21 protein-coding genes are annotated in these 19759 nt (G+C 60.1%); 4 read left to right on the plus strand and 17 right to left on the minus strand.

Translation table 11 applies throughout. From position 1 onward, the window contains the following. The first annotated feature begins 384 nt into the window (after positions 1–384). A complete protein-coding gene (locus ACIGGE_RS17270) occupies positions 385–885 on the plus strand; it encodes a hypothetical protein (protein ID WP_397491261.1) in 501 nt (166 codons plus the stop codon). Here ACIGGE_RS17270 and ACIGGE_RS17275 read toward each other — a convergent pair. Together ACIGGE_RS17275 and ACIGGE_RS17280 are read right to left on the minus strand one after the other, a co-directional pair. Continuing rightward, on the minus strand, positions 882–1394 hold the full coding sequence (locus ACIGGE_RS17275; RefSeq protein ID WP_397491262.1) for a transposase: 513 nt from the start codon (positions 1392–1394) through the stop codon (positions 882–884). The two genes, ACIGGE_RS17270 and ACIGGE_RS17275, sit on opposite strands and share 4 nt — an antisense overlap. Continuing rightward, positions 1309–1908, minus strand: coding sequence for a transposase (locus ACIGGE_RS17280; RefSeq protein ID WP_397491263.1), 600 nt, complete (start codon positions 1906–1908; stop codon positions 1309–1311). Before ACIGGE_RS17280 ends, ACIGGE_RS17275 begins: the two co-directional genes overlap by 86 nt. 166 nt (positions 1909–2074) lie before the next feature. Between ACIGGE_RS17280 and ACIGGE_RS17285 the strand changes: the two genes are divergently transcribed. Beyond that, positions 2075–2368 carry a DUF6471 domain-containing protein gene (locus ACIGGE_RS17285; protein ID WP_397491264.1) on the plus strand — a complete coding sequence of 98 codons (294 nt, stop codon included), beginning with the start codon at positions 2075–2077 and terminating at the stop codon, positions 2366–2368. Between the two features lie 68 nt (positions 2369–2436). Then, positions 2437–2634 (plus strand): hypothetical protein, encoded by a 198-nt coding sequence (locus ACIGGE_RS17290; protein ID WP_397491265.1) that lies wholly within the window; start codon positions 2437–2439, stop codon positions 2632–2634. A gap of 412 nt (positions 2635–3046) precedes the next feature. Here the strand turns inward: ACIGGE_RS17290 and ACIGGE_RS17295 are convergent, their stop codons facing one another. From ACIGGE_RS17295 to ACIGGE_RS17330, 8 genes are all read right to left on the minus strand, one after another. Continuing rightward, positions 3047–3226: a hypothetical protein gene (locus ACIGGE_RS17295; protein WP_397491266.1), complete on the minus strand. Its 180-nt coding sequence runs from the start codon at positions 3224–3226 to the stop codon at positions 3047–3049. Between the two features lie 87 nt (positions 3227–3313). Further along, positions 3314–4036: an HAD family hydrolase gene (locus tag ACIGGE_RS17300; RefSeq protein ID WP_397491267.1), complete on the minus strand. Its 723-nt coding sequence runs from the start codon at positions 4034–4036 to the stop codon at positions 3314–3316. Beyond that, complete coding sequence (locus ACIGGE_RS17305; protein WP_397491268.1) at positions 4033–4959, minus strand: aminotransferase class IV; 927 nt, start codon at positions 4957–4959, stop codon at positions 4033–4035. Before ACIGGE_RS17305 ends, ACIGGE_RS17300 begins: the two co-directional genes overlap by 4 nt. Continuing rightward, positions 4956–6812: a cation:proton antiporter gene (locus ACIGGE_RS17310; protein ID WP_397491269.1), complete on the minus strand. Its 1857-nt coding sequence runs from the start codon at positions 6810–6812 to the stop codon at positions 4956–4958. Before ACIGGE_RS17310 ends, ACIGGE_RS17305 begins: the two co-directional genes overlap by 4 nt. Positions 6813–6840: 28 nt before the next feature. Beyond that, complete coding sequence (lpdA, locus tag ACIGGE_RS17315) at positions 6841–8253, minus strand: dihydrolipoyl dehydrogenase (RefSeq protein ID WP_397491270.1); 1413 nt, start codon at positions 8251–8253, stop codon at positions 6841–6843. A gap of 294 nt (positions 8254–8547) precedes the next feature. Further along, on the minus strand, positions 8548–8931 hold the full coding sequence (locus tag ACIGGE_RS17320) for an acyl-CoA thioesterase (RefSeq protein WP_375245709.1): 384 nt from the start codon (positions 8929–8931) through the stop codon (positions 8548–8550). Next, positions 8931–9482 (minus strand): hypothetical protein, encoded by a 552-nt coding sequence (locus ACIGGE_RS17325; RefSeq protein WP_397491271.1) that lies wholly within the window; start codon positions 9480–9482, stop codon positions 8931–8933. The genes ACIGGE_RS17320 and ACIGGE_RS17325 overlap by 1 nt, the downstream gene beginning before the upstream one ends. Then, positions 9479–10819 (minus strand): pyruvate dehydrogenase complex dihydrolipoamide acetyltransferase, encoded by a 1341-nt coding sequence (locus tag ACIGGE_RS17330; protein ID WP_397491272.1) that lies wholly within the window; start codon positions 10817–10819, stop codon positions 9479–9481. The genes ACIGGE_RS17325 and ACIGGE_RS17330 overlap by 4 nt, the downstream gene beginning before the upstream one ends. A gap of 134 nt (positions 10820–10953) precedes the next feature. Here ACIGGE_RS17330 and ACIGGE_RS17335 point away from each other — a divergent pair, with 134 nt between their 5' ends. Then, complete coding sequence (locus ACIGGE_RS17335; RefSeq protein WP_103025024.1) at positions 10954–11406, plus strand: universal stress protein; 453 nt, start codon at positions 10954–10956, stop codon at positions 11404–11406. A gap of 108 nt (positions 11407–11514) precedes the next feature. On the opposite strand, the gene rnr is transcribed toward ACIGGE_RS17335, so the two are convergent. From rnr to ACIGGE_RS17370, 7 genes are all read right to left on the minus strand, one after another. Continuing rightward, complete coding sequence (gene rnr / locus ACIGGE_RS17340) at positions 11515–13809, minus strand: ribonuclease R (RefSeq protein ID WP_397491273.1); 2295 nt, start codon at positions 13807–13809, stop codon at positions 11515–11517. A 43-nt stretch (positions 13810–13852) separates the two neighbouring features. Next, a complete protein-coding gene (gene proS / locus ACIGGE_RS17345) occupies positions 13853–15394 on the minus strand; it encodes a proline--tRNA ligase (protein ID WP_397491274.1) in 1542 nt (513 codons plus the stop codon). Positions 15395–15442: 48 nt separating this feature from the next. Continuing rightward, the gene (phaR, locus tag ACIGGE_RS17350; protein ID WP_397491275.1) at positions 15443–15985 is read right to left on the minus strand and encodes a polyhydroxyalkanoate synthesis repressor PhaR; all 543 of its coding nucleotides are present in this window, start codon (positions 15983–15985) and stop codon (positions 15443–15445) included. Between the two features lie 75 nt (positions 15986–16060). Next, on the minus strand, positions 16061–17095 hold the full coding sequence (gene alr, locus ACIGGE_RS17355) for an alanine racemase (RefSeq protein ID WP_397491276.1): 1035 nt from the start codon (positions 17093–17095) through the stop codon (positions 16061–16063). 7 nt (positions 17096–17102) lie between these two features. After that, on the minus strand, positions 17103–18749 hold the full coding sequence (locus ACIGGE_RS17360; protein WP_397491277.1) for an MFS transporter: 1647 nt from the start codon (positions 18747–18749) through the stop codon (positions 17103–17105). A 42-nt stretch (positions 18750–18791) separates the two neighbouring features. Then, positions 18792–19223, minus strand: a complete 432-nt coding sequence (locus tag ACIGGE_RS17365) for an iron-sulfur cluster assembly scaffold protein (protein ID WP_397491278.1) — start codon at positions 19221–19223, stop codon at positions 18792–18794. After that, positions 19223–19744, minus strand: a complete 522-nt coding sequence (locus ACIGGE_RS17370) for a CvpA family protein (RefSeq protein WP_103025030.1) — start codon at positions 19742–19744, stop codon at positions 19223–19225. Before ACIGGE_RS17370 ends, ACIGGE_RS17365 begins: the two co-directional genes overlap by 1 nt. Positions 19745–19759 lie beyond the last annotated feature (15 nt).

The following is a 19759-nucleotide window of genomic DNA, read 5'->3' on the forward strand; positions in this document are numbered from 1 at the left end:
GGCTCCGCTACGCAGCCCATTGCTTCAACCGCGCTCATGCGCAACAAAACGGCTCGGCTCTAATCCCAGCTGGAGGAAAGCTGGGGGTCACGTCAATCGGGAGAGATAGCCTCTACGCCCAACTGGGAATGCTACAGAAAACAGCTGGACAATGTGGCGTAAGATGGAGCAGTATTCTTTGGTCCAGACACGCGATATAGCAGGTGTGTGGGGTAGAATGTGGGTTCGGATTTGGCGGCCAATTAACTAAAAAATGATTTCAAATCATTAGATTGAGACTTAATAAGTCCACCCTGTCCGCCAGCTACTGATCCTTATGGATTAAAAAAACCAAATACATAGCGGTTCCATAATCGATTTCGGCGCGCTATCCCAGGTTTCAGGATGGGGGTCACCAATCTAAAAACTGGCTTATTGCGCAAATACGCTGCTTGGTGCGGCGAACGCATCCAATTGCAAAAGAAGATCGCCAAATTCGAAGCCGAATATGAAACCCTCGAGGAGAAACGCCAGAGGGTGGGTAAATTAGACGAGCTCCGACAGGCATCCATAACGATCATGGGCGAAATCGACCCTAAGTGGAAACCTGGCGATACACCCCCTAAGCTTCCCAAAGCGCAGCGTATTCCATTCGAGCATGGAGCAACGACCGTAACTGCCTTCGCAATAATGCGTGAGCTAGGTCGAGGCACTAATCCCGCTGAACTCGCTCCGATGGTTATTGAGCGTCTCGGTGGCAACTCGGATGACGAGGACCTTCGGGATGCAGTGAAATCCGCAATTGATGCCAGCTTGCGTTCGGCAAGCGAGGAAGTTCGCATTGTCAGTCGGCGTCCAACCCGCTGGGAGATCATCCCGATCGTTGAGGTTGGTGACCAGAGCTAAAACGGAAACCTGTTTTTGTGGCGCTGCCAGTATCCCGTCCAAGTAGAGAGTCCGGAACGCATCAGGCAACTGATAATCAATCGAACCTGAGCACCGTTATCTACAAACCTGTTTTCCTCTCTCCAGGCTAGTTCTACGCCATATTGCTCGGCGTATTTGGGCCACCAATATCGGTAGACCCCGCGTTCGGCCGCCCGAACGCGAGAGAAGAAGCTCTCTGCCCAATTTGTGCAGGCATCATCCTGCTTATAGGTCACTGAGTGGTTCACCCGCTTCAATTCGAAGTGGATATTGAGACGCATCCACTGCGAGCCATAATCCACATGCACGATCGTCCCGGGCTTCAAAACAGACTTCACAAAGCTGACCGATGCAGCTTCGCTCTCACGATGAACGACTCGAAGCCGACCAGGCTTTGTCCCGTCAGGTGAAGGTCGCTCGCTCACGACAACCAGCGATGTCTGCTTGCGTCGATAGATGTCGTAGAATTTTTTCCAGCTCAGCTTCATTCGTAATTGGAAATGGAGGTTTCACTTTACTGCTTCCCACGAAGAGGCCATCGACTTCGACCACTCCTTCGAGCTTCTGATCGTAATCGACTTTAAGGGCCTCGCGGATCTTACTCTGGAAGACGAAGGGTGTCTTATATGAATAGCCGAGCAGGCGCCTACCCTTAAGGGCGGCAAGCCCGAGAGCGCCATCGACGAAGTTTAAGATGGCTTCCAAGATTTCAACGAACGGCTTTTTACGGCTGTGGAGCGGCGTGCGGCTCGTGACCGTATATTGCAGATAGCAACGACTGGTAACGCCGGTATTCAGATCGATGACCTTCCCGCGGCATTTCCATTTTCGATCTGGAATCAGTGTCCACGAATCCTTGCAGCCGCATTCTGGACAGGTCGGAATACCATCGGGCCACTTGATCGACTTGAACATCGAATAGGCTTCATCCTCCGTCATGCGGGTTACTTCCCGCAAGGGCAGCGTGCATGCCGCTGGTGAGAGGAGATAATGCTGAGCCACTGTATGTCACGTCCTGCATCATCATATATGGTGACGTTATCGCATTGTCTATCAAACTTATCATCGTTTGTGATGACGCCGATCACGCAAATTGGCTACAACCCACTTGGCATACCCGTCCGTTCAATCCTACAAGGTGGCGTGAACCTCAGAGGGATGTGACGTGATGCCAGTTGAAGAAAAGGTCTGGGAAGAAATGGTGAAGAACATTCTGCGCGCCGAAATGATGCGGCGCGGCGTGTCCTACGCTGGCCTCGCCGAGCGTCTCCAAGAACACGGGATTGAGGACAACGAACTCAACCTTCGCAACAAGGTGAGTCGCGGTCGGTTTACTGCCGTGTTCTTCATGCAGTGCATGCAAGCGCTGGGGGTTGAGCTATTACAGATTCCCCAGACCGTCGAGGAAGCAGGACGAAAACGCGGTGCGCAGGCTCTCGCAAAAGGAAAAGGGGCTCGGTAGACCAATGACGGATTCGATGGAGAAGCGTTCATGCCAACAACCGAAATATATAAGAAGGCGAACTAACGGTGAGTAAGTTACTGCGACCTGCCATCGAGATTGGTATTTTGACCTTGTTTTTTTCTATCCTAAAAGGTGTGATAGTCTCAATCGTCGACAGTGAGAGTTTTTATATCGATTTAGGAATAATTTTAGAGAGCCTTGTAATTGCACTTATTGTTGAACTCGTTTTTCTCGATGCTCGCAAAAATGGCACCAAAGATTGATATTATGGTTGGGTTCAAGCTGTAATCTTCGGCTTTCTTGGAGGCGTGGCCACTATGATACTTATGCGAATTTGTTCGACGGAGAAGGATTCGGTGGCAGTGCGTCCGCAATAGATGGCGCGCTAGCGGGAACATGGTATTACCAACGAAAGGCTTCCAGAAAGCAATGAAGCACAAACTATTTCCGCCTCTGCTATTTTGGATTTTAGGAATCGCAGTTTATAGCTGTCTGAATTACTTTCAAGAAAATCCAATCGAGATATCTTTTCTTATGGCATGGACAGTTTCTTTCGTAGTTTACGGTATCCTGGTGCCTGACAACCGAAAAAATAGCGAAGCGCAGCGAGAAAATGACAAGGCAGATATCTAGCAGAGCTAGGGGATCTGGTTTTTCTGCTCCATAAGAATCCAGCTACTCCGCCTGCAATGGCGCGCCCGAAGAGGTGCCGCTGCGATCATGCTCCCGATAGCCTGCCTGGCGCGTGCTTCGCTGCCTTTCCAGAGCGACATGGTCTTCGACCAGTCCGCCGTCCCGGTTGGCATGATCCCTCTCTTCAAGGCCTTGCGGGTCATCCCTGATTTCATATTCCATCTTTGTCTCCTCTGGAAAGGAAACGAACGGTGCGAAATCCGGCGCAAGCGGTTGCGATGAAACGATTTTACTTTGCGACAGGATGCATCACAAGGTGTGTTGCAATAAGGCCTCGTAATCCTCACGGCATTCGGCCGCCACATCGGCATAGGCCCCCTCCAGTTTTGGCAGGTCTGCGGGTGGTTTACCGAAGCCAGTCGACGCGTTGACCTTGTCGTACCAATGCCGACCCCACACGCCGTCTTCGGGGTGTGGACCGGTTTGCCAATGCAGCATCGAAGTGTCCCAACCAATGCCCAAAGCCGTACAAAGCTTTTCAAGCATCATCGGCGGATCATTGAGGATGGCATCTGAGTCCACGACGGGCGGGACGGTCCCCTTACGCTCCCGCTCATAATCGAAATACCGCCGCAAACGGGAGAAACCAAGCAGATCGGGACGGCGCAGTTCATTCTTCTGCTGGTAACTTGCGACAACCCGCTCCGGTGCCCTGATCAGGAAGGCGTGCCGGTGGTCGGGCATGTCGGCGATCGACACCGGGCCGACCATGTGGTGCGGCATGTGCTTCTGATACCAGACCGGTTCGCCACCGGGCGGGTGCCCGGATTGGGTGGCCAGCACCGAATGCCAGTCGCAATCCATATCGGCGATCGTTTCGGCTGCCAGCGGATGCGGTTCTCCGGTCGCCTGCAGGAAGGCACCGTAGAATGGCTCGTCCGAAACCGCACAGTCGTGGCGCGCACCGAAACTGCGCATCATCGCGGTCGAGATGTTGCGCGGGCCGGACCACATGGCGATGCGAATGGTCATGGACGGCTCTTTCCGCTCACGTCGTCAGCAAGCCGCGCCAGATAGAGCTGCTGGAGCCGCTCAACCATGGGGCCGCGTTCTTCGCCAAGCATCCGTCCGTCGATCGAGCCGATGGGCGCTACGCCGGCGAAGGTGCCGGTGGTGAAGGCCTCGTCCGCGCCATAGACATGGGTCAGCGAGAAATTGCGTTCGCGCACGGTAATACCGGCATTCCGCGCGATCTCGATGACGACCCCGCGCGTGATCCCGTCGAGGCAGTAGTCGCCGCTGGAGGTCCACACCTCCCCATCCTTGACGATGAAGAAATGCGTGGAATTGCAGGTCGCGACAAACCCGTGAGGGTCGAGCATCAACCCCTCGTCGGCACCAGCCTGTGCCGCCTGAATACATGCCGTTATGCAGTTGAGCTTGCTGTGCGAATTCAGCATCGGATCCTGAACGTCGGGATAGCCACGACGCACGTGGACGGTCGCAAGCTTGAGCATACGCGTGGCGGTTTCGGGCGCAGGCTCCTTCCATTCCGGGATGACCACGATCGTAGCGGGCGTCACCACCACGCGCGGGTCCTGATATGGCGTCGAACGGATGCCCCTCGTCACCATCAGGCGGATATGGACGCCATCGCCATGCATGCCGTTTGCATCGAGTACGGCGTAGAGGCGGCGTTCGAGTTCTTCGCGCGAGACGCCGATATCCATGTGGATGGCCTTCGCCCCGCGCCACAGGCGGTCGAGGTGCCGATCCAGAAAGGCGAGGCGGCCATGATGCAGGCGAATGCCTTCCCATACGCCGTCGCCCAGCATGAAGCCGCTGTCGAAAACGCTGATCTTCGCATCCGGTCGCGGGAAGTGGTCCCCGTTGATATCGATGACGACCGATGCGTTGCGATCATCAGCTACGTAATTGTGGGTGCCTTGTGTCATTGACCTCTCTTGACGATCTCATCCATCTGTTCACGCAGGACGGGATCCCATCTTGCACGCAATTCCCTGATCTTCGCCACCAGTGCTTCGTTTTCCATCGGCGGTATGTCCATGTCGTAGACCTCGGCGATTTCGAGCATCGAACTTCGGTCCATTTCCTCGAAGGCGCCGGCCATCGCGATGGCATTCTGGCGGTCTACGCCCAGCGCCTCATATGCGGATCGCCCGATACGAATGCTGGCATCGTAGGTTTCGCGGATGACGTCGCGGCAGCCATAAGCCCACAGTTCGTAGACATGGTTGCGATCTTTCGCCCGGGCTATGACATGCAGCTCCGGGAAGGTCTGCACGGCGTATTTCACGAGCTTGTCGATCTGTTCGCGCTCATCCAGTGCGACGACGAGCAGCTTCGCGCGGGCGATGCCTGCCGCGTGGAGCAGATCGGGGCGTGTCGCATCACCGTAATAGGTGCGGACGCCGAACTTCTGCAGGATCTCCAGATGGCTGCTGTCGTAATCGACCACGGTCGTGGTGTAACCGGCCGTCTGGAGCATGCGATCGACGATCCCGCCAACCCGGCCGCGACCGGCGATAATGATCTCGTTCTCTTCATCGATGGCGTCCGGTTCGCGTTCCATCCCCTTGCAGTAAGAATGGGCAATGACCTTGTCGTAGAGAATGAAGAGCAGCGGCGTGACCAGCATGGTCAGGGCCACGACCAGCAGCATGAGATCGGCCAGGGCGCTGTCGATGACGAAATTGGCAAGCGCGAAGGCAATCAGCACGAAGGCGAATTCGCCGGCCTGTGGAAGGCTGAGGCAGAAGAGCCAGAGCGCCTGTTTGCGCAGCCCGTAAAACCACCCGACAGCAGCCAGCACGATGAACTTCGCAGCGATTACGACTGCTGCCCAGAACACGACTTCCTGCCATATCTGCGCAGCAAGGTCGAAATCGATGCCAGCGCCGACGGTGATGAAGAAGAGGCCCAGCAGCAGACCCTTGATGGGATCGATATCGCTTTCCAGTTCGTGCCGATATTCGCTGGTCGCAAGAACGACACCCGCCACGAAGGCGCCGAGCGCTGGAGACAGGCCGACAAGCGACATCAGCAGGGCGATGCCGATCACGACCAGCAGGGCAGCGCCGGTGAACAGTTCACGCAAGCGGGCGGCGGCAATGAAGCGGAACAGGGGGCGGATCGCGTAGATGCCGATGACCACCACCGCGGCGACCGCGCCGATGCGGGCGATGGCGGCGAGCCACATCGGCATGGAGGCGGTGAGGTCAATTCCGTGATGCGCGCCTGCGCCGACGGGGCCGCCACTCGATGCATAGAGATCGGGCATCGCCAGCAGCGGGAGGAGAGCGAGGATGGGGATGACCGCGACGTCCTGGACCAATAGGACGGAGAAGCTTGCTTCACCGCCTTCGGTGCGCATGAGTTTCTTCTCGGTCAGCGACTGGACGATGATCGCAGTGGACGACAGGGCCAGGATCATGCCGATCGCCACCGCTGTCTGCCATGGCCGGGCATCTAGCAGGGCGATGCCGGTAATGACCGCAGTCGTCAGGATGACCTGCCCGCCACCCAGCCCCAACAGCTTGCCGCGCATGTCCCACAGGCGGCGCGGTTCCATTTCGAGGCCGATGATGAAGAGCATCATCACGACGCCGAATTCGGCGAAGACCTGCAGGGCCACGACATCGACGTTGAGGGCGGCCAACAGAGGCGCAATCGCCATGCCAGCCAGCAGGTAACCGAGCACGGAGCCCAGCCCGAACCGCGTGGCGAGCGGTACGGACACGACCATCGCCACGAGGATGAGGAAGGCGAGTGTCAGGAAACCGGTCATCTCGCCCTCCCCCTATGTACAGCGCAGGCTAGATATGCAGCGCGCGCCCGTAACTCGCAAGCACGCTCTCGTGCATGCTTTCGCTGATCGTCGGGTGCGGGAACACCGTCTGCATCAGTTCCGCTTCGGTCGTCTCGAGCGTCTTGCCGACGACGAAGCCCTGGATCATCTCGGTCACTTCGGCGCCGACCATGTGCGCGCCGAGCAGTTCGCCGGTCTTCGCATCGAACACGGTCTTCACGAAGCCTTCCGCCTCGCCCAGCGCGATGGCCTTACCGTTGCCGATGAAGGGGAAGGTCCCCGCCTTCACCTCGTGGCCTGCTTCCTTCGCCTTGGCTTCGGTCAGGCCGACACTGGCGATCTGCGGATGGCAATAGGTGCAGCCCGGGATGTTGTTGCGGTCGAGCGGGTGGGGATGGACATCCTTGTTGCCAAGCTCTTTCGCAATCGCTTCGGCAGTGGTGACGCCTTCATGGCTCGCCTTGTGCGCCAGCCAGGGGCCGGGCGTGCAGTCGCCGATGGCCCACAGGCCCTTGGACTTCGTGCGGCCATAACCGTCGATCTGGATGAAGCCCTTTTCCATATCCGCCAGCTTGTCGAGGCCGATGTCTTCCGTGTTCGGCACGATGCCGATAGCGGTGATGCAGTGGCTGAATTCGGTTTCGGTGACCTTGCCCTTGCTGTCCTTGATCTTGGCCTTCACGCCCTTGTCCGAAACCTTGAGATCTTCGACGCCGGCGCCGGTCATGATGGTCATGCCCTGCTTGGACAGGCTCTTTTCGAGGAAGGCCGAGACGTCCTTGTCTTCCACCGGCACGATCCGGTCGAGCATTTCGACCACGGTCACATCGCAGCCCATGTCGTTGTAGAAGCTGGCGAACTCGATGCCGATCGCCCCGCTGCCGATGACGAGCAGCTTCTTGGGCATTTCCTTGGGCGTCATGGCATGGCGATAGGTCCACACGCGCTTGCCGTTCGCCTTGGCGAAGGGCAGGTCGCGCGCCCGGGCGCCGGTGGCAACGATGATGTGTTTGGCGGTGAGCTTTTCGTCGCCCTTATCGCCCTTGACCGTGAGGCTGGTCGGACCGGTCAGCGTGCCCTCGCCCATGTGCACGGCGATCTTGTTCTTCTTCATCAGATGCGTGACGCCCTGATTGAGCTGTTTGGCGACGCCGCGGCTGCGCTTCACGACCGCGTCCAGATCGGCCTCGATCTCGCCCGCGATCTTGAGGCCGTAATCCTTCGCGTGCTGCGCGTAATGCAGGATCTCCGCCGAGCGCAGCAGCGCCTTGGTCGGGATACAGCCCCAGTTGAGGCAGATGCCGCCCAGCAGTTCGCGTTCCACGATGGCGGTTTTGAGCCCGAGCTGCGCGCAGCGGATAGCCGCGACATAGCCGCCGGGTCCGCTGCCGAGCACGATTACGTCGTATTTGTCAGCCATGATTCGTACCTGTCAGTTGTGTGTTCGCCCGAGACATGGACCGGGTGTTACACAGTCCAGAGGCAAAAGAAGTCGGCTTGTGCGCAAAGGCGTCAGCTTGCCGGGATTTGGTGTCGGCTTGCGCCTTCGACGTGTCGCTTTGCGCCGCGCGCCTGTCGGCTTGCACGGTGAAAATGTCGGCTTGGTGCAGCCGGGTGTCGGCTTGCGACGCGGCTGCGCAAGGGGCAGCGTCGATGGGCGATATCGGGGTCATGATCGCACCCATCGCATATTCGCAGTCCTGTAGGACAGCGATCATGCCCACCGCTCCGCCACTGCACGGGGCCGGTCGTTTTCATCGAGCAGGACGAATTTGAACGTGCCCTGTCCGACCCTGGTTTCCGCATCGCCATTCCGCTCGCGCGCGATGGCTTCGGCGGAGATGGTGAGCGAGGTGTTTCCGGTGGCTTCGATTGCGCAATAGACCGACAGTTCGTCCCCCACCGACATCGCGCCGGGAAAGGCGAAGTCAGTGGCCGAGACGACCACGGCCTTGCCCCGCCCCTCGCGACTGGCGAGGCTGCCGGCGCCAAGCGCCATCTGGCTCATCAGCCACCCGCCGAACACCCCGCCATAGGGGTTGAGGTCGGTCGGCATGGCCGTGACGCGAATGAACGGGGTGCGACTGTCCCCGGTCATCAGCGCTGGCGGAGGATCAGGGTGATGCCGTCGTACCAGTTCACCGTCACAGTGCCATCGGACTGAGTGGCAAAGGATGGCTCATCCGCGCTCGACGGACCGAAGAACTGGCCATCGGAGCAACGCAGGGCGAAGCGGCCGTCCGACGCGGTAACGCGTTCCGGCGATGAACAATTGTCCCCGAAACTATATGCCTTCAACGTCGTCCCGATGGCATCTCCCCGCCACCGCACGTCATCGTCGGACACCACCAGTTGGAGCGAACGCGCGGCTTCGAGTTCGGCGTCGCCGATCGCCTGGACGCCGCCAGGTCTGGTCAAACGCGTATCGACTACCTGCCAGGTTCCGGAAGCAAGCGGAGCGGCCGCATCCGATCCGGGCGTGGTGGTCGGGGCGGTCGTTTCGGTCGGCTCCGTCGCTGTATCCGCCGGTGCGCTGGAAGCAGGCTGATCGGGCGTCACCGCTGCCTGTTCGTCCACGTCGCCGCCATTGGAGCAGGCAGCGACCAGCGCAAGGGAGGCCAGCGGTGCGATGTGCTTCAACATTTTCATACAACCAGTCCCATCGGGTTTTCGATCAGGTTCTTGAACGCTTCCATCAGTTGCGCGCCGGTAGCACCATCGATGGCGCGGTGATCGAAGCTGCCGCTGGCGGTCATCACCGTGGCGACCTGCAATGCGCCGTCGACGACATAGGGGCGCTGTTCGCCAGCACCCACGGCCATGATCATGCCCTGCGGCGGGTTGATGACCGCGTCGAACTGCTTGATGCCGAACATGCCGAGGTTCGACAGGCTGGCAGTGCCGCCCTGATATTCATGCGGCTGCAATTTGCCTTCACGGGCCTTCTCGGCCAGTTCCTTCATATTGGTACTGATCGAGGCAAGACCGCGCGTATCGGCTTCCGTGATGATCGGCGTGATGAGGCCGCTGGGGGCAGCCACCGCGACCGAGACATCGGCACGGCTGTAACGGTGCAGCGTATCGCCCTGATAGCTGACGTTGCAATCGGGCACGCGCATCAGCGCGCGGGCCAGCGCCTTGATCAGCAGATCGTTGACCGACAGCTTGACCCCGTCCGCTTCCAGACCGGCATTGAGCTGTTTGCGCAGGTCGAGCAGTGCATCGAGACGGATGTCGACGGCAAGGTAATAATGCGGGACCTGCTGCTTGCTCTCGGTGAGGCGGCGCGCAATGACCTTGCGCACATTGGAGAGCTTTTCTTCCTCGAAAGGCGCGCCGTGATCGCTGGCGGGTGCCTTTGCAGAAGATTTCGCTTCGTCCTTGTCCTTGGTAGCGGAGGTATCGGCAGCGGATTTGGCCGAGCCGCCTTCTGCGCTTTCGACATCTGCCTTCACGATCCTGCCACGCGGACCGGAGCCGGTTATGGTGGAAAGATCGACGCCGTTCTGCTCGGCGATGCGGCGAGCCAGGGGCGATGCAATGATGCGTTCGCCGCTGTCGTCCTTGGGCGCGGCGGGTGCCTTGGTATCGGTTTCCACCGATGCGCGCGCGGGCTTGGCGCTTTCGCGCGGTGCGGCCTTGGCCGGTTCCGATTTGTCCTCGGATTCGCCCTTGGAAGGTTTTGCTTCGGCAGGCTCTTCATCGCCGGATGGAGCGGCGGCTGCCGCCTCGTCCACATCTTCGCCTTCTTCGGCGAGAATGGCGATCACCGTGCCGACCTTTACGCCTTCGGTCCCTGCTTCCACTGCGATCGAGGCAATAGTGCCTTCGTCCACAGCTTCGAATTCCATCGTCGCCTTGTCGGTTTCGATTTCGGCCATGATGTCGCCGGCGCTGACCGTATCACCCGGCTTCACAAGCCATTTGGCGAGCGTGCCCTCCTCCATGGTGGGCGAAAGGGCGGGCATCTTGATCGGCGTTGGCATGGCTGTTTACGTTACGTCCTCGCTGGGGAGATTGTGCGCCCGCACCTCTGGCGAAAAGGTGCGGTCCTCGCAAGGTCCTTGCGCAGAATACGAATTAGCGAGTAATCCGCAGCCGAGGGAGACGGGGAGCAGATATGCGTACTTATCTAGTCGTGATGGATGAAACGGACGAAGCGAAGCAGGCCTTGCGCTTTGCATCGCTGCGGGCGCAGAAAACCGACGGTTCGGTCCACATCCTCGCCCTTGTCCCGCAGCAGACCTTCAACGCATTCGGCGGGGTCCAGGCGACCATCGAACAGGAAGCGCGCGAACGCGCCGAGGTCATGGCCAACAGCGCAGCCGGAAATATTTTCGGCGAAATGGGCAAGATGCCCACCATCGCCGTTCGTCCCGGCCCGCCGGCGGATGTCATCCGCAAATATATCGAGGAGCATGGCAACATCGCCGCGCTGGTGCTGGCGACGAGCGCCGAAGGGGGCTCCGGCCCGCTGGTGACGCATTTCGCAGGCCATGCGGGCCACCTGCCCTGCCCGCTCTATCTCGTGCCCGGCGGGCTGAGCCGCGAACGGATCGACGAACTGGCCTGAGGCGCTTCGTCTTCACGGATCATTGCGAGCAGCCGCAGGCCGTGCGGACGCCCCAAGGGGGTTGCCGCCCAGGCCCTGCGGGGTTGCTCGCGATAAGGGTGGCGGCCGCTACTTGCGGCGGCCTTGATGGCGGATATTGCCCGGTCGTCCGCGCTTGCCCTGATCGTGCGTCTGACGCGGTGCGCCCGCACCCTTCTTCTGATGGGTGCGCTTCTTGGGCGGAGGACGGTTGCCGCGCGGTTCGATGCCTTTACCATCGCTGTCCGGCACTTCGAATTTGAGCGCGCCGGTCAGCGCGTTGGCTTCTGCCAGCTTCAGCTTCAGCCGATCGCCCGTCGCATATTCGGTACCGGTCTTTTCCCCGACGAGCTTCTGCGCCTTTTCGTCATAGGTGAAATATTCGCGGCCCAGCGTGCTGACGGGGACGAGGCCGTCACCGCCCAGCTTGTCGATGGTGGCGAAGAAGCCAAAGCCCTGAACGCCGGTGATGCGGGTGTCGAATGTCTCGCCCACACGGCCTGACAGCCACGCAGCGACATAGCGATCGATCGTATCGCGCTCCGCCTCCATCGCGCGCCGTTCGGTCTGGCTGATCGCATCGGTGATCTGATGCAGCGCATCCCTGTCACGGTCGGATAGACCGGTACCGTCCGGCAGATCGATCTTGGGCTTGGGTTGTTCCAGCTTGTAGGCGTCCACCAGCGCGCGGTGCACGAGAAGATCGGCATAACGGCGGATCGGCGATGTGAAGTGGGCGTAGCTGCCGAGCGACAGGCCGAAGTGCCCTGCATTGGCCGGGCCGTAATAGGCCTGCGTCTGGCTGCGCAGCACGGCTTCCATGATCAGCGCCTTTTCGGCGGGATCCGACACGTCGTTGAGCATGCGGTTGAACAGGCCCGGCGTGATGACCTGACCCAACGCGAACTTGCGCCCCTGACTGGCGAGATATTCCTTGAACGCCATCAGCTTTTCGCGGCTCGGCGTCTCGTGGATACGGTAGACGACCGGCGCAGCCTTGGCCTCCAGCGCCTTGGCGGCAGCGACATTGGCGGCGATCATGAAATCCTCCACCACGCGGTGCGCGTCGAGCCGTTCGCGTATGGCGATTTCCTCGATCACGCCTTCGTCGTTAAGCCGGACCTGCCGCTCCGGCAGTTCGAGGTCGAGCGGGTCGCGCGCCTGGCGGGCCTTGAACAGCAGTTTCCACGCGCCCCACAGGTTCTGCAGATATTCGGGCGCGTCGCCTGCATCGATCGCCGCCTGCGCGTCTTCATAGGCGATGTTGCGGGCCAGACGGACAATGGCGCGGGTAAAGCGCCAGTCGCTGATCCTGCCTTCCGCGTCGATGCGGATGTGACAGGCCATGGCCGCACGATCCACGTCTTCCTTGAGACTGCAGACGTCGGCGCTCAGCACCTCGGGCAGCATGGGGACGACGCGGTCGGGGAAATAGACCGAATTGCCGCGTTTGCGCGCTTCGCGATCGAGCGCGCCGCCCGGGCGGACGTAATAGCTGACATCGGCAATCGCGATGATGGCGTGATAACCGCCCTTCCCGTCCGGCTCGGCCCAGATGGCATCGTCATGATCGCGGGCATCGGCCGGGTCGATGGCGACGATGGGCACATCGCGCAGGTCTTCGCGGTGGTCGCTCGAAAGCGGCAGGTCGACTGCGCGTTCCGCTTCGGCGATGGTTTCCTGCGGGAAGACATGCGGGATGCCATGCTTGGCAATCGCGATCAGGCTGAAGGCCTTGGGGGCCAGCGGATCGCCGATCACTTCGACGACCTTGACCTTAGAGCGGGCGGATTTGCCCATGCGCTCGGCCAGTACCAGTTCGCCTACCGCGGCCTCGCCGACATCGCCGATGGGGGCGGAATCGCGCACGCGCTTGTCGACAGGGGCCAGCCAGTAATTGCCGCTACCGTCCTTCTCGACCACACCCATCAGACCTTCGGTGCGCGCAGGCAGTTTCTTGATCGGTGTGGCGCGCCACCCGCGTTCGGTTTCCTCGTTCCGCGCAAGGATGCGATCGCCGCGTTTGAGCGCGGCCATCTTCTTGCTTTCCTTCACCATCAGGCGAGGCGGCTTTTCCTTGGTGTCGGGCGACCAGTTTTCGGGCTCGGCAACAGGCTCCCCATCCTCGATCGCGATGATCTTGAGGACGGTCACCTTGGGCACGCCGCCCATGCGGTGATAGGCCGTGCGCTTGCCATCGATCAGGCCTTCTTCGGCCATGTCCTTGAGGCGCTTTTTCAGCGCGATCTTTTCCTGCCCCTTGAGCCCGAAGGCCTTCGCGATTTCGCGCTTGCCCGCAGGTGTGTCGGAGGTCTGGATGAATTCGAGAATCTGTTCTTTATTCGGCAGTCCCTTGGGCTGCCGGTGCTTGTTCTGTTTTGTCATGCGCGCGATATGGGGACGATCCGCCCCCATGTCACGGTGTGGATCAATACGCCTTGGCGAGAAGCACGCGCTCTACCGCCGGTTCGCCGGTGAAGATGCAGGCGCCGTCAACCGGCGCTGCGTCCATCGGGACATTGCGGATCGTGAGCTTGTGCTCTTTCAAGCGTTCGACGACCTTTTCGAGAGCGTCACCCGTGGGCTTGGACCACTGGACTTCGACCCAGCCCGGGTAGCGGGAGGCGCCGAAGTGATCTTCCACCGCTGCAAAATCGGTGATGCCGCGGGTCACGTTGGCATCGCGCCGCTCGGCAGCCTGCGTGAGCAGCGCGCTCTGCATATCGGCGAGAACGTCGGGGATGGTCTGCCCGGCAACTTCGCGGGTCGGGTTCTGGAAATCGACCTTGCCGGTTTCGCTGTCCCACAGGCGGTCACGGCGAAGCATGCTGACAACGCCGTTTTCCATGTCGCGGCCGCCGACCTCGACGATGATCGGAGCGCCCTTGCGCACGTAATCCCACCGCTTTTGGGCAGCCTTGCCGGGCCGCGTGTCGAGAAGGACGCGCAGCGGTTCGCCGAATGCGCTCTGCCCGGCGAGGGTGGCGCGCAAGGCTTCGCAATATTCGATCAGCGCATCGTCTTCCGGCTTCTCGCGCAACATCGGCAGGATCACGACCTGCTGCGGGGCGATCTTGGGCGGGAGGCGCAGGCCATCGTCGTCGCCATGCGTCATGATGACGCCGCCGACCATGCGGGTAGAGACGCCCCAACTGGTAGTGTGGGCGAGGCTTTCGCTGCCTTCTTTGTTCTGGAACTTGATGCCGCTGGCCTTGGCGAAATTGGTACCGAGATAATGGCTGGTTCCGGCCTGCAATGCCTTGCCATCCTGCATCATCGCTTCGATGGACCAGGTTTCGACTGCTCCGGGAAACCGTTCGTTCTCGGGCTTTTCACCGGCAATGACTGCAAGCGCGAGATCTTCGTCCGCGAAGGCGCGATAGACCTCCAGCATGGTGAGGGTGTGGTCCTTCGCCTCGGCCTCATCGGCATGGGCGGTATGGCCTTCCTGCCAGAGAAATTCGCTGGTGCGCAGGAACATGCGCGTGCGCATTTCCCAGCGCACGACATTGGCCCACTGATTGAGCTTCAGCGGAAGATCGCGCCAGCTCTGGACCCAGCGCGCCATGGCATCGCCAATAATCGTCTCCGAGGTCGGCCGTACAACCAGCGGTTCTTCAAGCTTGGCCTCCGGATCCGGAATAAGGCCGCCATCCTTTCCAGCAATCAAGCGGTGATGCGTGACCACGGCCATTTCCTTGGCAAAGCCTTCGACATGCTCTGCCTCACGCTCGAAATTGGAGAGCGGTATGAAGATCGGGAAATAGGCGTTGGCGTGGCCGGTTGCCTTGATCCGGTCGTCCAGCAAGCGCTGCATGCGCTCCCATATGCCGTAGCCCCAGGGTCGGATGACCATGCACCCACGCACACCCGATTCTTCGGCCATTTCGGCAGCGCTGATGACTTCCTGGTACCAGGCTGCAAAATCATGGTCGCGCTTGGTGTTCAAGGCATGGCGTATCTGGGCCACGTTATATTCCCGTAATTGCTGGTCGGATCGGCGGGCGGGCCGATGCCGCTATTTGCTCATCTCGTCCAGCTTCTTCTGCATTTCGGCCATTTGCCGGCGCATCTGAGCCAGGTCATCCGACTGATCGTCCCGCGCAGGCTTGCGCGTTGCCGGAATGAAGGCTTCCGCAGCGTTCTGCATCATCTTGAAATTGGCTTCGGCCATCTTGGCTAGCGGATTGGTTTCAATACCCTTCGCGAAGGCCGCCTGGAGCTGTTCGCGATTCTTGCGCAGGTTCGTCATGCTCGCTTCAAGATAGCTTGGCATCATCGCCTGCATGGAATTGCCATACATGGAAATGAGATCGCGCAGGAAGCTGACCGGCAGCATCTGCGTACCGTGGCTTTCTTCCTCTACGATGATCTGCGTCAGGATCGTATGAGTGATGTCGTCACCGGTCTTTGCGTCGAGCACGTGGAAATCCACATTCTCGCGGACCATCTTCGCAAGATCGTCCAACGTGATGTAACTGCTCGTATCGGTATTATAGAGCCGCCGGTTGGCGTACTTCTTGATGATGATCGCTTCGCCCTCGGCGGTCCTCTTGGCCATGCCAGCATGCTCCCAGATTGTGCATTGCGAGATACTTAGCACGTGCAAAATGTGCAGCGCAACGTCACCTAAACGTCAACCGAAACGCTGCCCCAGAACCGTGAGCAATTCATATTGCGAAAGAGAGGTTTGCTGCGCAGCATCGGGCAACCAATAGGGCAATTCTACCCAGTCCCCTTCGCCCAGTTCCGGCGCCGTGGTCAGGTCGATCACTATCATGTCCATGGAAACTTTGCCGAGTATCGGAAGCGGTGTTCCGCCCGACCGGAAATGCGCGCCGGCCCAGCTGCGCAGGATGCCGTCTGCATAACCGAGGGAGACAACCCCCGCTTTCATGCGGGCAGGCGCAGTGAATGTCGCATTATAGCCGACCTTTTCCCCGGCCTGCAGCTCCTTCACCTGAATGAGCGAAGCTTCCGGACGGGCAACCTGCCGTATCGGTCCGTTCAGTTCGGCGCGCGGGACCCCGCCATAGAGCGACAGGCCCGGACGCGTCAGATCGAAGGCATAATCCGCGCCAAGAGCGATGCCTGCGCTGTTGGCCAGACTTGTCCGCTGGTGCCGAATGGCTGGAATGCAGGCGCGAAAGTCTTCCATCTGTTGTGCGTTCATGGGACTGTCTTCGTCCGCGCAGGCGAGGTGGCTCATGAGAATATCGACATCGAGCGCCTGAATGACAGGATCGGCGATGTCGGCAGGCGAAACGCCGAGCCGGTTTATCCCCGTATCGACCATCAGGTGGCATGATCCCCCGCCGCCATCCTGCCAGATCCTTGCCTGCCTGAGATTGTCGATTACCGGGCTGACGCCTGTAGCGCGGGCATACGCTGCCTCTTCTGCACTGAGGACGCCGTGAAGCACGCTGACCTGCGTCGCAGGGACGTAGCGAAGAACGGCAGGAGCTTCGCTCCAGTGGGCAACGAAGAAATCCTGGCAGCCTGCATCACGCAGTTTCGGCACACAGCGATCGACACCGAGCCCGTAACAGTTTGCCTTGACCGCGGCGCCTGCGCGGCCACTGCCGGACATCGCATCCAGCGCCTGCCAGTTTTGCGTCAAAGCGTCGCTATCGATGCTCAGCCGCAAAGTCGGCGGCGGACAGTCTGTCATGGAGTACTCACGGAAAGGAAGGCGTAACCGGCGGCGTCTGTTCGCCATCTTCGAAATCTCGCGGAGGCCCATCGGGAAGACCCCACCACGCAACGATCAGGCCGAATCCGATCACCGCCATCGTGTACCAGAGCCCCGCATATGCGTCACCCGTCATCGCCACAATATAGCCCGCAATCAGCGGCAGGAACCCGCCCAGATAGCCCGCGCCGATGTGGTAAGGTATCGACATCGAACTGTAGCGGATCTTGGCCGGAAACATTTCCGAAAGCAGGGCGGCAACCGAACCGAATGTCAGGGCCGACAACATGCCCAGCACCAGCAGCAGCCCGATGATCCCCACGATGTTGACCAGGGGCGGGAATTGCCGCGTGAAATCGTAGCCGTTGGTTTCGAGCCAGCCCTGCACGATCGCCCGCCGGGTGTTGTCCGGAATATCTTTATAGACGTAAGTCGCAGAACCGATCGACAGGCCAGAGGCCGGTTCGTTATCGATGGTATAGGGAACTCCGAGAGCTGTCAGATCCTGCAGGACGCGCCCACACGGGCTTGCCTGGATTTCCGCGAAAGGATCGTATTCGCAGCGCGGCCCGGTGACTGTGATCGGCGCTGCCTGCGCACTTGCCTGAAGCCCCGGATTGGCCAGTGCGCCGATCCCCCAGAAGATCGGAAACAGAAGCGCCAGCGCTGCTGCCGCGCCGATGACGATGGGCTTTTTTCTCCCCACCCTGTCGGACCATTTCCCAACGACAAGATAGAAGCTCATGGCGATCGCCCCGGCGATCAGCAGCATCCATTCGACCAGGGTTTCGTCCACCCGCATGGGACCGCGTAGGAACGACAGGCCCGAAAAGAACGCCGTGTACCAGATCGTGGTCAGCACACCGGTTATGCCGAACAGAGCGACAAATATCCTCTTGGGATTGCCGGGGTAGGTCAGACTTTCCTTGAACGGGTTGGTGCTGGTCTCGCCGGCCGCTTTCATCGCTTGAAAGACGGGGCTTTCAGACAGCTTCAACCGCATCCACAGCGAAATCCCGAGGAGGACAATCGAAAGGAGGAATGGGATACGCCACCCCCAAGCCGCAAAGTCTTCCGGGGAGATCAATGTCCGGCACGCGATGACCACCAGGATCGACAGGACGAACCCGCCGACGACGCTGGCTTGAATAAAACTGGTGTAGAACCCCCGTTTCTCAGGCGGTGCGTGCTCGGCGACATAGATAGCCGCTCCGCCATATTCGCCGCCGAGCGCCAGCCCTTGCAGAATGCGCAAGCCTATGACGATGATCGGAGCCGCCAGGCCGATGCTCGATGCACTGGGGATGAGCCCGACACCGGCAGTGGCAATCCCCATCAGGGTGACAGTCACCAGGAAAGTGTATTTGCGCCCCAGCCTGTCGCCGAGAAAGCCGAACAGGATCGCACCAAGGGGGCGAAAACCGAAGCCGACTGCAAATCCTGCCCATACGAGCAGGATTTCGAGTGTCTCGTTGTCGCTCGGGAAGAAGGCCGCGCCGATCAATGCGGCAAGCGTGCCGTAAATGAAGAAGTCGTACCATTCGAAGATCGTACCGGCGCTGCTCGCAGCTATGACAAGGCGGATTTCCTTGTCCGTGGGCTCCCGGTTAACCGCCGCCACAGTCTCGACCATCTCGCGCTTCCTCCCCCCGCGAATATTCTTTGCGTCGGGAAGCTAGCGGGCCGCTTCAGTCTTGGAAAGCGCATCCAGCGCCGCTCTCCACGGCAGGAGAATTGCTTCGTGGCGCCCCAGATGCGGCCGGGCGGGTTCAAGCAGTTCAAGTCGGGGAAGAATGGAGCTGGGTGCCTTGTCTCGCAGCCATTCGCCGAGGTTTTCGACCATGGCCGCGATCGCCGCAGCGTTCATCCCGGACGACTCGCGCGCGAAGATCGCAGCAGACGCCTGGCCGACAGCGCAAGCGGAAACCCTGAGGCCAAGATCCTCGAGTGATCCGCCAGAGGACGACAGATCGATTACGCTTCCGCAGCTGCGCGAGCGGGCATGGCCTATCGCGGGCGCTGCAGCGTCAAAGGGATAATCAGCCAGTTCGATAGCCAGAGCCAGCAGTTCGGTCGAGTAGAGCGCAGGCGCGCGTGAGGAAGCCATCACTCGCTTTCGTCAGACTGATCGCGCAAAGTGGCTCGCCGCTCCGCCAGAACCTGAACAAGGGCACGCGAGCTGGAATCCACCAACTCATAGCTGCGCGCCGTGGTGATCCAGTTGGGCCGCCCCTTGTAGCTCCATACCGTATCGTAACCGAGTACGAGCAGCGAAAAGGCGATCACGACGATGAGCATGCCCTTCAGCGCGCCGAACCCGAAGCCGAGAACCCGGTCGATCGGCCCAAGCAGCGAATTGCGCGATGCCATCCCCACATTGTTGGCGATGACCTTCATCGCGGCATAGGGAATGAGCAGCAGCAGGGTGAATGCGAGCAGCGATGTCGTGATATCGTCGCCGAGAAAATCCTGCAGCGACAGGGTCAGAGGCGTGTGCAAAAAGCGGATGGCGAACGCGGCCAGTACCCAGGCTGCAAGCGAAAGTATTTCCTGGAGGAAACCACGCATGAAGCCGCCCGCAGCAGCGATGCCGACGATCAACAGGACGATATAATCGAAACCGGTCATGACCCTTCCTTGGTC

The organism is Qipengyuania sp. NPDC077410 (assembly GCF_044543405.1).
GTDB lineage: Bacteria > Pseudomonadota > Alphaproteobacteria > Sphingomonadales > Sphingomonadaceae > Qipengyuania > Qipengyuania pacifica.

Coding starts and splice junctions, on each gene's coding strand:
- ACIGGE_RS17270 (WP_397491261.1), top strand. CDS start 385: ATGGGGGTCACCAATCTAAAAACTGGCTTATTGCGCAAATACGCTGCT.
- ACIGGE_RS17275 (WP_397491262.1), bottom strand. CDS start 1,394: ATGAAGCTGAGCTGGAAAAAATTCTACGACATCTATCGACGCAAGCAG.
- ACIGGE_RS17285 (WP_397491264.1), top strand. CDS start 2,075: ATGCCAGTTGAAGAAAAGGTCTGGGAAGAAATGGTGAAGAACATTCTG.
- ACIGGE_RS17295 (WP_397491266.1), bottom strand. CDS start 3,226: ATGGAATATGAAATCAGGGATGACCCGCAAGGCCTTGAAGAGAGGGAT.
- ACIGGE_RS17300 (WP_397491267.1), bottom strand. CDS start 4,036: ATGACCATTCGCATCGCCATGTGGTCCGGCCCGCGCAACATCTCGACC.
- ACIGGE_RS17305 (WP_397491268.1), bottom strand. CDS start 4,959: ATGACACAAGGCACCCACAATTACGTAGCTGATGATCGCAACGCATCG.
- ACIGGE_RS17310 (WP_397491269.1), bottom strand. CDS start 6,812: ATGACCGGTTTCCTGACACTCGCCTTCCTCATCCTCGTGGCGATGGTC.
- lpdA (WP_397491270.1), bottom strand. CDS start 8,253: ATGGCTGACAAATACGACGTAATCGTGCTCGGCAGCGGACCCGGCGGC.
- ACIGGE_RS17320 (WP_375245709.1), bottom strand. CDS start 8,931: ATGACCGGGGACAGTCGCACCCCGTTCATTCGCGTCACGGCCATGCCG.
- ACIGGE_RS17325 (WP_397491271.1), bottom strand. CDS start 9,482: ATGAAAATGTTGAAGCACATCGCACCGCTGGCCTCCCTTGCGCTGGTC.
- ACIGGE_RS17330 (WP_397491272.1), bottom strand. CDS start 10,819: ATGCCAACGCCGATCAAGATGCCCGCCCTTTCGCCCACCATGGAGGAG.
- ACIGGE_RS17335 (WP_103025024.1), top strand. CDS start 10,954: ATGCGTACTTATCTAGTCGTGATGGATGAAACGGACGAAGCGAAGCAG.
- rnr (WP_397491273.1), bottom strand. CDS start 13,809: ATGACAAAACAGAACAAGCACCGGCAGCCCAAGGGACTGCCGAATAAA.
- phaR (WP_397491275.1), bottom strand. CDS start 15,985: ATGGCCAAGAGGACCGCCGAGGGCGAAGCGATCATCATCAAGAAGTAC.
- alr (WP_397491276.1), bottom strand. CDS start 17,095: ATGACAGACTGTCCGCCGCCGACTTTGCGGCTGAGCATCGATAGCGAC.
- ACIGGE_RS17360 (WP_397491277.1), bottom strand. CDS start 18,749: ATGGTCGAGACTGTGGCGGCGGTTAACCGGGAGCCCACGGACAAGGAA.
- ACIGGE_RS17365 (WP_397491278.1), bottom strand. CDS start 19,223: ATGGCTTCCTCACGCGCGCCTGCGCTCTACTCGACCGAACTGCTGGCT.
- ACIGGE_RS17370 (WP_103025030.1), bottom strand. CDS start 19,744: ATGACCGGTTTCGATTATATCGTCCTGTTGATCGTCGGCATCGCTGCT.